Consider the following 12,052-nt stretch of genomic DNA (forward strand, 5'->3'; position numbering starts at 1 on the left):
GAGAGTAGTAAATGGAGCAGTTTAGCGTGTATGGAGATGCATATCTTAATGATAGATACTCAGTATACGAACGTTTGAGAAATGAAACCCCTGCATATTTTTCCGAAGAAATGAATTCATGGTTTATTACACGACATGAGGATGTATCAAGCTTATTGCGTTCTAACGATTTGATTACCAGCCACCTTATTCAAGAAAAGCTAGATAATCTCAAAGAAGGTGAAAGTGAGCATTTCAAAGAAATTATCGATATTATCTCAACTTGGATGATTTATAACGATAAACCAGTTCATACACGCCTTAGAAAATTCATGAATCAAGCATTTATGCGAAAAGAGCTTGAAATTATCAAGCCTGAAATTGCTAGGATTACACATACATTGATTCAAAAGATTACAGATAGCGGCCATACAGAAATCGATTTCGTGGAGGAAATTGCTCATCCATTACCTGCGATGATTTTGTGTAAAATGTTAGGTTTGGATGAAAGTGAAGTAGATAAATTCATCAAATGGTCGGATGATATTGCTGATTTCATGCAAAATTTTGTGGTATCGAGTGTACCTGATAAAGAAATTTCGGATATTACTAAAAAGAGCATGAGGGAAATGTTTGATTTTCTGTTCGAAACTATCAAATCTCGTCGTAAAGTACCTCGAAATGATCTCATTAGCCGTTTGGCCAATTCTGAGAAGTTTGAAGATGAGGCGATGTTAAGTGATTCAGAAATAGCGGCTCAAACTGTTCATCTGATTTTCGGTGGACATAAAATTCCACAATTTATGCTAACGAATATGTTGCACTGTCTGATTACTCATCCTGAACAGATGGAAGCTCTTAAACAAGATAAGTCACTACTTGATAATGCGCTCATAGAATCAATGCGTTTTGAGGGACCAATTCAATATGTAACTCGTCATGCTGCTAAGGATATCGTACTACACGGAGAGACTATTAAAAAATACGATTCGGTTTATCTATTTTTAGGTGCCGCAAATCGTGATCCACGTGCTTTCAAATATCCCGATGTGTTTAATATTCGAAGAGAAGAAAAGTCAAATCATGTTGCGTTTGGCGGTGGATACCATGCGTGTATTGGTGCTGCATTTGTACAAATGGAGCTCAATGTGATATTAGAAAAGCTGTTTGGTACTTTTAAAGACATTCAACCTAGCTACAATATTCACAGTCCTGATTGGTCACACAATCCAACTTTCCATGGTATTAAGTCAATGAGTATTAAAGTTAAATAATGATGATGCCCCATTAGTTGTATTACTTTTGGGGCGGTAATATATTATATGAAATTTATAATTTTAACTGATATTTACGGAATTTCAGAACATGTGGAATTGATCGCAGAATATTTAGATGGTGATGTATCATTTATTTCACCTTATGAAGTTGGAAATATAACTCCAAATGATAAGAATACAATGTATGAATATTTTCATCGTGTATCATCAATAAATAAATACACCCGGAAAGTGAGATGTGCTCTTGAATATATTTATTCTCCGGTGACACTAATTGGATTTAGTATCGGGGCTACAGTGGCATGGAGAATATCTGGTGATAAATATTTACCAATTCAGAATTCTATTTGTATTTTTGGTTCACGTATTCGTGATTGTTTGAGTGTAAAACCAATTAAACCTATATCGTTGTTTTTTCCAACGATGAAAAATATTTTATGGATAAGTTAAAGTACTCTGATATGGTAACCATAGAACTAGTAAATTGTGCCCACTCAGCAATATCTGAACTAAAAGGTTTTAATATTGCTATAAGATTGATAAATAAGGCGTTAAGGTAGTAGTCATATATGTTAAATAATGCATTAAAAACACTATGTTTCTCTTATTTCTTTTCATGGGCTATTTTTCTCAACTTTTATTTTGTTATTGCTGAGAAAAGTGGTCTTAGTGCAAATATGTCAGGAATAGTCAGTAGTATATCATTCTTAGCCCGTACTGTGGGGCTGCTTACGTTCTATCCCTATTTAATTAAACATTTTGGTACTAAAGGAACAGGGATATTACTTACAAGTGGAACAATAGTAGCGTGTGTCTTGCTGTTAATATCGACAAGTAGTTATCTTTCAATAACATGTTTGATTGTCATTGCACTCTTCTTACCGATTGGCATACCTATAACTGAATCAATATTAGTTAGTTCTGGTTTAAAAGGTGGTCAATATGAAACGATTCGTTTATTTGGTTCATTTGGTTTTATTATTTCGATTATCTTTGCTAGTTTCTCATTTACTCATTATCAAAAAGAGATTTTAGTATTGCTAATTGCACTACCGATACTTATATATGGTATAATGATGACTATGAAAGTATTGAAAAACCAATATTATAATATTTCATTAACCAACTTTAAACCAATACATTTTTATGTGTTTAGCATCGTTTTTTTAATTCATGGCTCACATGCTGGTTTTTATGTATTTGGGGCTCCGTACTTTCATGGGTTGGGTTTTAACTCAGTGAAGATTTCGGCGATTTTCATGATCGGTGTTATGGCAGAAATTGGTATATTTAAGATCCTTTCTTCTAATCAATCTATGTCCTATCAATCTTTATTATTGGCTGCTACATTGGCATCGATTATTCGATGGGGAGTTATGATTACTTCAGACAGTTTTATGATCATATTTATATCAGCGATGCTGCATGGTATCACATTTGGTGCGACACATATTGCGTTTATTCGATTTATCAAACGTAATAATCCAAGTGATAATTTTATTTCGTCTTCATTCCTTGTTTATGGTGCGTTGCTTATGAGCTTAAGCCTTAGCATAGTGACATTCAGTATCAACTCAACTGCATTTGGAAGCTACTTTACGATACCTGTAATAGTATCGATTATTGCTTTTATACTAGTCGCCATGCTAATGGTGCATAGAAAAATACGGTTATTACATAGAATTTTTTAGGTTTTGTATTTGATAGAAGAGTGTTATTAGTGCTATAGGATAATATGCTAATTTTAGAAAATATTTGATTTGTTTTCCAATTTTTTGTTTCTAAAGAGGCGGCATACCGCCTCTTTAAGTTAACCGATGAAATTATTCATCTGGAAATTCAGCCATAAAACTTTCGGCTTTCTCTACCATCGATTTACTACCAACAAAGAAAGGTACGCGCTGATGCAGTTTGGATGGGACAATATCCAGAATGCGGTTGGCGCCATCACTGGCTTTGCCTCCGGCTTGTTCAGCCAGAAATGCCATTGGGTTACATTCATACAGCAGACGCAATTTTCCTGATGGGTGGCTGGCGGTACTTGGATAGATGTAGATGCCGCCTTTCAGTAAATTGCGGTGGAAATCAGCAACCAGTGAACCGATATAACGAGTGGTATAAGGGCGTTGAGTCGCTTCATCTTGTTCCTGACAATATTTGATGTACTTCTTTACCCCCATAGGGAATTTGATGTAGTTCCCTTCGTTGATGGAGTACATATTGCCTTTGGCGGGAAACTGTACTTTTTCATGGGACAAGCAAAATACCCCAAGAGATGGATCGTAAGTAAAGGCGTGCACACCACAGCCGGTTGTATAGACCAGCATAGTTGAAGAGCCATAAACAACATATCCGGCTGCAACTTGGCGGTTACCCGGTTGCAGGAAATCTTCTTCAGTGACGGGTTTGCCGACAGGTGTAATACGGCGATAGATAGAGAAGATAGTACCAACGGAAACGTTTACATCAATATTTGAAGAACCGTCCAATGGGTCCATCAAAACAACATATTTTGCATTTTCAGCGCGGTCGCCTTCGAAAATAACGATGTCGTCTTCTTCCTCGGAAGCGATACCGGCAACTTCACCGCGTGCTTTCAATGCTGCTTTGAGTTTTTCATTAGCATAAAGGTCCAGTTTCATCTGAACTTCGCCTTGGATATTGGACGCACCGCTGGTCCCTAAAATATCCACTAAACCGGCTTTGTTGATATCACGGTGAATGATTTTTGCTCCGAGCTTAATAGCGGAAAGCAATGCGGTAAGTTCACCCGTGGCATGAGAAAAATCTTGCTGCTTTTCGACGATGAATTCGCCTAATGTTTTCATGACGAAAGTCCTGAATGTGATTTGTATAGTGGTTTTAGAACGTGCATTGCACTCTTTCGTGGGCAGTTTAGCCAAAGAAAGGGATGATTCATAGGCTATTCCATTTCTTATCTTGCTTTTGATGGTTAGAATAGTGGCTAACTTCATGCTATGGAATGGGAAATCAATGCGTATTCATATTCTTGGTATCTGCGGTACTTTTATGGGTGGACTGGCAATTTTGGCACGTTCTCTCGGCCATGAGGTAACCGGCTCAGATACCAATGTTTATCCACCAATGAGTACCTTACTAGAAAAACATGGGATTAGCCTGATTCAGGGATATGATCCGGCACAATTGGATTCTGTGCCAGATATGGTCATCATCGGTAATGTCATGAGCCGTGGAAATCCTTGTGTAGAAGCTGTGCTGGAGCGTGGGCTTCCTTATACTTCCGGCCCTCAATGGCTACATGATTATGTCTTGCCGGAGCGTTGGGTTCTGGCGGTTGCAGGGACGCATGGCAAAACAACAACAGCCGGCATGTTGGCTTGGATTCTGGAAGCTTGTGGCTATAAACCGGGTTTCTTGATTGGCGGTGTTCCTGGGAATTTTGCAACATCTGCTCAGATCGGAGAAAGTCCGTTTTTCGTGATAGAAGCCGATGAATATGATAGTGCTTTCTTTGATAAACGATCTAAGTTTGTGCATTACAGCCCACGTACGCTGGTTATGAATAATCTGGAATTTGATCATGGGGATATTTTTGGCGATCTGGCAGCTATTCAGAGGCAGTTCCATCATCTTGTCAGGATCATTCCAGGTAGCGGCAAGATCTTTGTGCCAGATAACGATATTAATCTGAAACATGTTTTGTCTATGGGATGCTGGAGTGAATTGGAGTTGGTGGGTGAAACCGGTCGCTGGCAGGCAAAAAAGATAAGTACAGACAGCAGTGATTATCGGGTGTTTTATGGTGGTGAAATTGTTGGAGAAGTGAATTGGTCACTGGTTGGTGAACATAATATGCGTAATGGGCTGATTGCGATTGCAGCTGCACATCATGTTGGTGTCCAGCCAGCCGATGCCTGTCGTGCTTTGAGCGATTTTATTAATGCCCGCCGTCGCCTTGAACTACGCGGTGAGGAGAATGGCATCACCGTTTATGATGATTTTGCGCATCACCCGACAGCAATTCTGGCAACACTTGAAGCTCTGCGTAGTAAGGTTGGTGGAACTGCCCGTATTATTACTGTGTTAGAACCGCGTTCAAATACCATGAGAATGGGTGTAAGTAAGAATGAGATTGCGCCAGCGCTTGGGCGCGCTGATGAAGTGTTTTTATTTCAGCCCGCTAATATTAAATGGCATGTATCAGAAATTGCAGATCGCTGTGTTCAGCCGGCGTATTGGAGTGCTGATATTGATTCACTGGTGCATATGATTGTTGATAAGGCACAGAAAGGCGATCATATTTTGGTTATGAGTAATGGCGGGTTTAGCGGTATTCATGAGAAGCTACTATCTGAACTGAATAAAAAAACTTATCAGTCCTGAGGATGGCGGCAAGAAAAATGAATCGCGCCAGCATGGCGCGATTCATTTAAAGTTCTTGTTCGAACAATTCAAGAATTTTTTCACGTAACTGTTCAGCTGTGAAACCTCTGGCAAGTGTGATGAAGATGGTGTCGTCACCCGCGATACTGCCAAGTATACCTTCTGCTTTACCAAGGGAATCCAACAGGCGAGCAATAAGCTGAGCAGCGCCAGGGCTTGTACGAATGACAACAATTGAATGGTTGTGATCAACATCCAGTACCAGGTTTTTTAGTGGACTAGTGGCAGTAGGGACGCCAAGCTCAGCAGGAAGGCAGTAGACCATTTCCATTTTTGCATTACGGGTGCGAACAGCACCAAATTTAGTCAGCATTCTGGAGACTTTGGATTGATTAATATTCTCAAAACCTTCTTCCAACAAGGCGGTGACGATTTCTCCTTGAGAGCTAAATTTTTCTTCTTTCAATAACGCCTTGAAAGCTTTTACTAACTCTTCCTGTTTAGAGGGAGTACGCATATTTCACCATATTCAATCAGTTATGAAGATTATATTATGCATATAAATGAATTTTTATGCAATAGAAATGATTTTATCACCATTTTTAAAGCATTGGTTAGTCTTATGCTATATAGAAATTCATAAAATATGAATATGAGAATTTGCTTTTTTGGGCTGGTTATCATGTAAATATATTGTTAATCAAATGATATTGTTTGGTGTTGTTGTTGGGTGTAAGGTATTTAGCGGTTTATTTCATAAAATCATAAGGCAATTATCAAAATAGTGTCCATTATCTCATTAACAGATAAGCATTTTGTCTAGAATACGGCGACTTTTGTGTCCCACGATTAGAGCGTAAGTCCACAATTTGGCTGTTAACAGATTGTTTTCAAGAACGTAGTAATCTATGTTTATAACCAGATGAATTCACAGCATTTTAAAGTACAAAACGATTTAAGGAGTATCAGGATGAAAGTTGCAGTTCTCGGTGCAGCCGGTGGTATTGGTCAGGCTCTTGCTCTTCTACTAAAAACCCAGCTTCCTTCAGGTTCAGAACTCTCTTTATATGATATCGCTCCAGTGACGCCTGGGGTGGCTGTTGATTTGAGCCACATCCCAACGGATGTGAGAATTAAGGGCTTTGCTGGTGAAGATGCAACGCCAGCGTTGGAAGGAGCGGACGTTGTATTGATTTCCGCAGGTGTTGCCCGTAAACCAGGTATGGATCGTTCAGATCTGTTTAATGTTAACGCGGGTATCGTTCGTAACCTGGTAGAACAAGTGGCTAAAACGTGTCCGAAGGCACTGATTGGGATTATAACTAACCCAGTTAACACAACTGTAGCTATTGCTGCCGAAGTGCTGAAAAAAGCGGGTGTATATGATAAAAACCGCCTGTTTGGCATAACATCTTTGGATATTATCCGTTCCAATACTTTTGTTGCTGAATTGAAAGGTAGAAAACCGCAGGAAATCGAAGTGCCGGTTATCGGTGGTCACTCTGGTGTGACGATCCTGCCTCTGTTGTCCCAAATCCCTGGTGTGAGCTTTACTGATGAAGAGTTGGCTGCCTTAACTAAACGTATTCAGAATGCAGGTACTGAAGTCGTTGAAGCTAAAGCTGGTGGTGGATCTGCAACTCTGTCTATGGGGCAAGCTGCGGCTCGTCTGGGCCTTTCTTTGGTCCGTGGCTTACAAGGCGAAAGCAATGTTGTTGAATGTGCCTATGTTGAAGGTGATGGCAAATATGCGCGTTTCTTCGCTCAACCGGTTCGTTTGGGTAAAAATGGCGTAGAAGAGCGTCTGGAAATTGGCAAATTGAGTGATTTTGAACAAAAAGCACTGGAAGGCATGTTGGACGTATTGAGAAAAGATATAGAATTAGGTGAAAAATTCATTAATAACTAATTGGTATATTTTATAAATATAAAATATATACTTATGAAACAATAAAAACCGCTGGTACAACGAATTACCGGCGGTTTTTATTTAACAAAAATAATTCGTTAGCTAATTATTTGTTTGTTCGCGTACTTTTCTTTCTAATAATTCCCCGGTATTTGGATCAAAATAACGACTCGGCCAAATCTCTGAAGGATGTATTTCCAGATAATTCGCAATTATCCATTCTCCCTTTGGCCATGGGCGAGACAGTGCATTAGCGAGTGTAGATGAGCTCAGTCCCGCTTTGCGTGATACCTCAGCTAAGGTTGTTCCCCGCTTGCGTAAAGCTGCAATTATGTCGGCAGGATGCCAATCAGATTTCCTTGAAATCATTTTTAATCCTTTTTTTATTAAATTTGATGCTATCTTAGTGGTATAAATAACAGGTTTGCATGAGAGCAATAACGAACTGAAACCTGTTATTGAGAAACAGAATAGCATTATTTTTCTAAAAATATTTCCAAATTTTTTCTTAAAAACTTCTTTTTTGAACTTGGTTACAAAAATAGAGAAACGTGATGAAAAAAGAGTGGTTTTCGGCCAAGGAATTGGTTGGCGTGGGTGAGTTACCTGGATCACCACAAGGAGTTAATGCCAGAGCAAAACGCGAGGAGTGGTTATGTCAGAAAAGGCAAGGAATACAAGGCAAAGCAGTCGAATATCACTATTCCTGTTTTCCAGAGACGACCATTGCAGCGCTGGAGCTTCATGAATCATCTTCTGAGTATCAGGTGCAGAAGCAAGATCCTTTATCGATTTGGGTTGGAGCTTTCCACCAGTTGTCAGAATCTGAGAAACAGGCTGTGACAGCCATGATTTTACGAGATGGTATCAGAAGTTTTTTGGAAAAAATTTCTGTTATTTGACTCATTTTTGGAAATTAAAAGTGCCAATTAACTTGGCTTCTTCTTCATTATCCCGGTGCAAAGTGAGAAGAAAAGTATGAAAAAAGAATGGTACTCAGCTAAAGAGCTGGTTGGTATTGCCGGACTTCCTTCTTCGCCGCAGGGAATAAATCTGATGGCAAGGCGGGAAGGATGGGAATATAGACGTAAACTGGGTGTTCAGGGCAAGGCTCTTGAATATCATATAAATAGTTTGCCTGAAGATGTACTTAATATGTTATCCGTAGGGGAAAACACAATTGATTACGCAAACAAACGGCAGGACCCATTCTTAATCTGGGTTGAAGCTTACTATCAACTAACTAAAGTTGAGCGGGAAAAAATTGTGAAATTCATTCTTCGGGAAGGATTGGCAAAACTTATTAGCTATATTGATATTGAAGATGTAGAGAAAAACCTGGAGGCAGATTAACCCCAGGTTTTGCTGCTATCAATTAAGAGAGGCGTTGTACGGCGATATGTGCTAACCCTACAAGTGCTTGCTTGTATGGGGAGCTTCCCAGCACCTGTAAAGCAGCAATGGCTTTATCTGCTTCTTCTTCTGCTCGCTTACGGGTATATTCCAGCGAACCGCACTGTTTCATTGTTGTCAGTACGGTTTCGAGTAAATGGCGCCCATTACCTTTTTCAATTGCTTCACGGATAAGTGATGATTGTTCTGGGTTACCATGATTCATAGCGTGCAGCAATGGTAATGTTGGTTTACCTTCATTGAGGTCATCACCAGTGTTTTTGCCTAGTGTGTCGCTATCGGCATCATAGTCCAGCAAATCATCGATTAGCTGGAATGCAGTGCCTAAATAACGCCCGTAATCTTGTAAAGCAGCTTCCTGTTTTGGTGTCGCGTTGGAAAGAATCGCAGAAGAGTGGGCGGCAACTTCAAACAGCCGCGCTGTTTTACTGTAAATCACGCGCATATAATCGTCTTCAGAGATATCTGGGTCATTGCAGTTCATTAACTGTAAAACTTCGCCTTCAGCGATAACATTGGTTGCTTCTGACATCAGCTTAAGAACTCGCATAGAGTTAAGAGTCGTCATCATCTGAAAAGAGCGTGTGTATATAAAATCGCCAACCAGTACACTGGCCGCGTTACCAAAAGTGGCATTGGCTGTGGCTTTGCCACGTCGCATATCCGATTCATCCACAACATCATCATGTAACAAGGTTGCTGTGTGAATAAATTCAATTAAAGCGGCAACAGTAATATGCTTATCACCCTGACAACCTAATGCTCTGCCAGCGAGAATGGCAATGATTGGGCGGATGCGTTTTCCACCGCCACTGATTATGTAGTAGCCCAGTTGATTTATAAGAGTAACGTCAGAATTCAACTGGCTAAGAATGGCTTCATTTACCGCTGCCATATCATCAGCGGTTAGCTTGATAATAGATTCTAAATTCATGTTTTTTCGGCTATGGGTTCTTAATGCAGAGCAGTGTCCATATTAACATTATAATAGTTATCGCTGTGTCTTGATTGTACTCGAAAAACAGTTCAAATAAATGACAATTCAGAAACTATGTTTTTTTATCATCTGCTCTAATTCTGCTCTTGTCTTCTTAGGCTTTTTTGCGTAGAATTCGCGCCCTATTATGAATATTTATAGCGCGCTCTGGAATGATATTTAGGGGGCGTGCGGAAAGCGGAGTTTATATGTACGCGGTTTTCCAAAGTGGTGGTAAACAACACCGAGTCAGCGAAGGTCAAACAATTCGCCTGGAAAAGCTGGACATCGCAACAGGTGGAACTGTTGAGTTTGACCAGGTTCTGATGGTCGCTAATGGTGATGACATCAAAATCGGCGCTCCTGTAGTTGAAGGCATTAAAGTCAAAGCTGAAGTGGTTGCTCATGGTCGCGGCGAGAAAATTAAAATCGTTAAGTTTCGTCGTCGTAAACACAGCCGTAAGCAGCAAGGCCACCGTCAGTGGTTCACTGATGTTAAAATCACTGGCATCGCTTAAGATTTAGGAGAGCAGATTAATGGCACACAAAAAGGCTGGCGGCTCAACTCGTAATGGCCGCGATTCTGAAAGTAAACGTCTGGGTGTAAAACGTTTTGGTGGCGAGTCTGTATTAGCAGGCAGCATCATTGTTCGTCAACGTGGTACTAAGTTCCACGCTGGCAGCAACGTTGGTTGTGGTCGTGACCACACCCTGTTCGCATTAGCTGACGGGAAAGTTAAGTTCGAAGTTAAAGGCCCGAAAAACCGCAAATTTATCAGCATCGAAGCTGAATAAGTTTTTCGAGTTATAAACCGAATCAGAAGCCCTGCAATGCGTTGCGGGGCTTTTTATTATTCTGAATACGCCATCTCTGGGTAGAACAGCCGTCCAGCACTATAGTGGCTATCATACGGAGAAAAAATATGAAATTTGTAGATGAAGCCAGAATACTGGTTGTTGCGGGTGATGGTGGCAATGGTTGTGTCAGCTTCCGCCGTGAAAAATATATTCCGAAAGGTGGGCCAGACGGTGGTGACGGTGGAGATGGTGGAGATGTTTATCTGCTGGCAGATGAAAATCTCAACACACTGATTGATTATCGTTTTGAAAAGTCTTTCCGGGCGGAACGTGGGCAAAATGGCCAGAGCCGTGATTGTACCGGTAAACGTGGTCAGGATATTACGATTAAAGTACCTGTTGGTACGCGTATCCGCGATGTGGCAACCGGTGAGGTTCTGGGTGATATGACTCGTCATGAACAGCGTCTGATGGTCGCGAAAGGTGGGTTCCATGGACTGGGTAATACCCGCTTTAAATCTTCTGTTAACCGGGCTCCTCGTCAAAGAACAATGGGGACTTCAGGTGAAACCCGCGAATTGATGCTGGAACTGATGTTGTTGGCAGATGTTGGTATGCTGGGGATGCCAAATGCGGGTAAATCCACATTTATCCGTGCTGTTTCCGCCGCTAAACCAAAAGTTGCAGATTATCCATTTACAACTCTGGTACCAAGCTTGGGTGTAGTAAGGATGGATAACGAGCAGAGTTTCGTGGTTGCGGATATTCCAGGGCTTATTGAAGGTGCTTCCGACGGCGCTGGCTTGGGTATTCGTTTCCTGAAACATTTGGAACGTTGTCGGGTGCTGTTACACTTAATTGATATTTGCCCTGTTGATGAATCAGATCCTGTCGAAAATGCCCGTATTATTGTCAATGAGCTACAGCAATACAGCGAAAAATTGGCAGAAAAACCACGCTGGTTGGTATTCAATAAAGTTGATCTGTTAGAGCCGGAAGAAGCTAAACAGCGTGCGCAAGCTATCGCCGATGAATTAGGTTGGGAAGGCGATTTTTACATGATCTCAGCGATAAATCGTCTGGGTGTTAAAGAGCTTTGTTGGGATATTATGGAGTTTATGAAAACCAAACCTCGTAATATGAGTACAACAGAAGATGGAGCTCATCCTGAGAAAGTTGAATTCATGTGGGATGATTACCATAAAGAGCAGCTAGAACAGGTTTCGGAAGCAGACGATGACTGGGATGATGATTGGGACGAAGATGACGATGAAGGCGTTGAGGTTATTTATAAACGTTGATGCTCCTGATCTTTCATTAATAGCTAAGGGCGCC

The 12,052-nt window shown here is 40.6% G+C and carries 14 protein-coding genes; 10 read left to right on the forward strand and 4 right to left on the reverse strand.

All coding sequences use genetic code 11. The features are described 5' to 3' along the window. The first annotated feature begins 11 nt into the window (after window positions 1–11). The 3 genes from ABR397_RS10820 to ABR397_RS10830 all read left to right on the forward strand — a co-directional run bounded on the left by ABR397_RS10820 (window position 12) and on the right by ABR397_RS10830 (window position 2,947). Complete coding sequence (locus tag ABR397_RS10820; RefSeq protein WP_350305766.1) at window positions 12–1,253, forward strand: cytochrome P450; 1,242 nt, start codon at window positions 12–14, stop codon at window positions 1,251–1,253. Window positions 1,254–1,301: 48 nt separating this feature from the next. Beyond that, window positions 1,302–1,706: a hypothetical protein gene (locus ABR397_RS10825; RefSeq protein WP_350305767.1), complete on the forward strand. Its 405-nt coding sequence runs from the start codon at window positions 1,302–1,304 to the stop codon at window positions 1,704–1,706. A 119-nt stretch (window positions 1,707–1,825) separates the two neighbouring features. Then, a complete protein-coding gene (locus tag ABR397_RS10830) occupies window positions 1,826–2,947 on the forward strand; it encodes an MFS transporter (protein WP_350305768.1) in 1,122 nt (373 codons plus the stop codon). A gap of 132 nt (window positions 2,948–3,079) precedes the next feature. Here the strand turns inward: ABR397_RS10830 and fbp are convergent, their stop codons facing one another. Beyond that, entirely contained in the window at window positions 3,080–4,084 is a 1,005-nt protein-coding gene (gene fbp, locus ABR397_RS10835) for a class 1 fructose-bisphosphatase (protein WP_350305769.1), read from the reverse strand. 166 nt (window positions 4,085–4,250) lie between these two features. Between fbp and mpl the strand changes: the two genes are divergently transcribed. Then, complete coding sequence (gene mpl, locus ABR397_RS10840; RefSeq protein ID WP_350305770.1) at window positions 4,251–5,621, forward strand: UDP-N-acetylmuramate:L-alanyl-gamma-D-glutamyl-meso-diaminopimelate ligase; 1,371 nt, start codon at window positions 4,251–4,253, stop codon at window positions 5,619–5,621. 46 nt (window positions 5,622–5,667) lie between these two features. Here mpl and argR read toward each other — a convergent pair whose 3' ends face one another. After that, the gene (argR, locus tag ABR397_RS10845) at window positions 5,668–6,138 is read right to left on the reverse strand and encodes a transcriptional regulator ArgR (protein ID WP_021323292.1); all 471 of its coding nucleotides are present in this window, start codon (window positions 6,136–6,138) and stop codon (window positions 5,668–5,670) included. A gap of 453 nt (window positions 6,139–6,591) precedes the next feature. Between argR and mdh the strand changes: the two genes are divergently transcribed. Continuing rightward, window positions 6,592–7,530 (forward strand): malate dehydrogenase, encoded by a 939-nt coding sequence (gene mdh, locus ABR397_RS10850; RefSeq protein WP_350305771.1) that lies wholly within the window; start codon window positions 6,592–6,594, stop codon window positions 7,528–7,530. Between the two features lie 102 nt (window positions 7,531–7,632). On the opposite strand, the gene ABR397_RS10855 is transcribed toward mdh, so the two are convergent. Continuing rightward, a complete protein-coding gene (locus ABR397_RS10855; RefSeq protein ID WP_021323294.1) occupies window positions 7,633–7,899 on the reverse strand; it encodes a helix-turn-helix domain-containing protein in 267 nt (88 codons plus the stop codon). 185 nt (window positions 7,900–8,084) lie between these two features. On the opposite strand from ABR397_RS10855, the gene ABR397_RS10860 reads away from it, so the two are divergent. Further along, on the forward strand, window positions 8,085–8,432 hold the full coding sequence (locus tag ABR397_RS10860; protein WP_350305772.1) for a DNA-binding protein: 348 nt from the start codon (window positions 8,085–8,087) through the stop codon (window positions 8,430–8,432). A gap of 76 nt (window positions 8,433–8,508) precedes the next feature. Beyond that, window positions 8,509–8,883: a DNA-binding protein gene (locus ABR397_RS10865; protein ID WP_350305773.1), complete on the forward strand. Its 375-nt coding sequence runs from the start codon at window positions 8,509–8,511 to the stop codon at window positions 8,881–8,883. 22 nt (window positions 8,884–8,905) lie between these two features. Here ABR397_RS10865 and ispB read toward each other — a convergent pair whose 3' ends face one another. Next, window positions 8,906–9,877 carry an octaprenyl diphosphate synthase gene (gene ispB / locus ABR397_RS10870; protein WP_046974869.1) on the reverse strand — a complete coding sequence of 324 codons (972 nt, stop codon included), beginning with the start codon at window positions 9,875–9,877 and terminating at the stop codon, window positions 8,906–8,908. Window positions 9,878–10,128: 251 nt separating this feature from the next. Here ispB and rplU point away from each other — a divergent pair, with 251 nt between their 5' ends. The 3 genes from rplU (at window position 10,129) to cgtA (ending at window position 12,018) form a co-directional block, all read left to right on the forward strand. Next, complete coding sequence (rplU, locus tag ABR397_RS10875) at window positions 10,129–10,437, forward strand: 50S ribosomal protein L21 (RefSeq protein ID WP_350305774.1); 309 nt, start codon at window positions 10,129–10,131, stop codon at window positions 10,435–10,437. 19 nt (window positions 10,438–10,456) lie between these two features. After that, window positions 10,457–10,714, forward strand: coding sequence for a 50S ribosomal protein L27 (rpmA, locus tag ABR397_RS10880; RefSeq protein WP_015836118.1), 258 nt, complete (start codon window positions 10,457–10,459; stop codon window positions 10,712–10,714). A 128-nt stretch (window positions 10,715–10,842) separates the two neighbouring features. After that, a complete protein-coding gene (gene cgtA, locus ABR397_RS10885; protein ID WP_350305775.1) occupies window positions 10,843–12,018 on the forward strand; it encodes an Obg family GTPase CgtA in 1,176 nt (391 codons plus the stop codon). Window positions 12,019–12,052 lie beyond the last annotated feature (34 nt).

Origin of the sequence: Photorhabdus viridis, assembly GCF_040256935.1 — a bacterium.
Lineage (GTDB): Bacteria > Pseudomonadota > Gammaproteobacteria > Enterobacterales > Enterobacteriaceae > Photorhabdus > Photorhabdus viridis.

Coding starts and splice junctions, on each gene's coding strand:
- ABR397_RS10820 (WP_350305766.1), top strand. CDS start 12: ATGGAGCAGTTTAGCGTGTATGGAGATGCATATCTTAATGATAGATAC.
- ABR397_RS10825 (WP_350305767.1), top strand. CDS start 1,302: ATGAAATTTATAATTTTAACTGATATTTACGGAATTTCAGAACATGTG.
- ABR397_RS10830 (WP_350305768.1), top strand. CDS start 1,826: ATGTTAAATAATGCATTAAAAACACTATGTTTCTCTTATTTCTTTTCA.
- fbp (WP_350305769.1), bottom strand. CDS start 4,084: ATGAAAACATTAGGCGAATTCATCGTCGAAAAGCAGCAAGATTTTTCT.
- mpl (WP_350305770.1), top strand. CDS start 4,251: ATGCGTATTCATATTCTTGGTATCTGCGGTACTTTTATGGGTGGACTG.
- argR (WP_021323292.1), bottom strand. CDS start 6,138: ATGCGTACTCCCTCTAAACAGGAAGAGTTAGTAAAAGCTTTCAAGGCG.
- mdh (WP_350305771.1), top strand. CDS start 6,592: ATGAAAGTTGCAGTTCTCGGTGCAGCCGGTGGTATTGGTCAGGCTCTT.
- ABR397_RS10855 (WP_021323294.1), bottom strand. CDS start 7,899: ATGATTTCAAGGAAATCTGATTGGCATCCTGCCGACATAATTGCAGCT.
- ABR397_RS10860 (WP_350305772.1), top strand. CDS start 8,085: ATGAAAAAAGAGTGGTTTTCGGCCAAGGAATTGGTTGGCGTGGGTGAG.
- ABR397_RS10865 (WP_350305773.1), top strand. CDS start 8,509: ATGAAAAAAGAATGGTACTCAGCTAAAGAGCTGGTTGGTATTGCCGGA.
- ispB (WP_046974869.1), bottom strand. CDS start 9,877: ATGAATTTAGAATCTATTATCAAGCTAACCGCTGATGATATGGCAGCG.
- rplU (WP_350305774.1), top strand. CDS start 10,129: ATGTACGCGGTTTTCCAAAGTGGTGGTAAACAACACCGAGTCAGCGAA.
- rpmA (WP_015836118.1), top strand. CDS start 10,457: ATGGCACACAAAAAGGCTGGCGGCTCAACTCGTAATGGCCGCGATTCT.
- cgtA (WP_350305775.1), top strand. CDS start 10,843: ATGAAATTTGTAGATGAAGCCAGAATACTGGTTGTTGCGGGTGATGGT.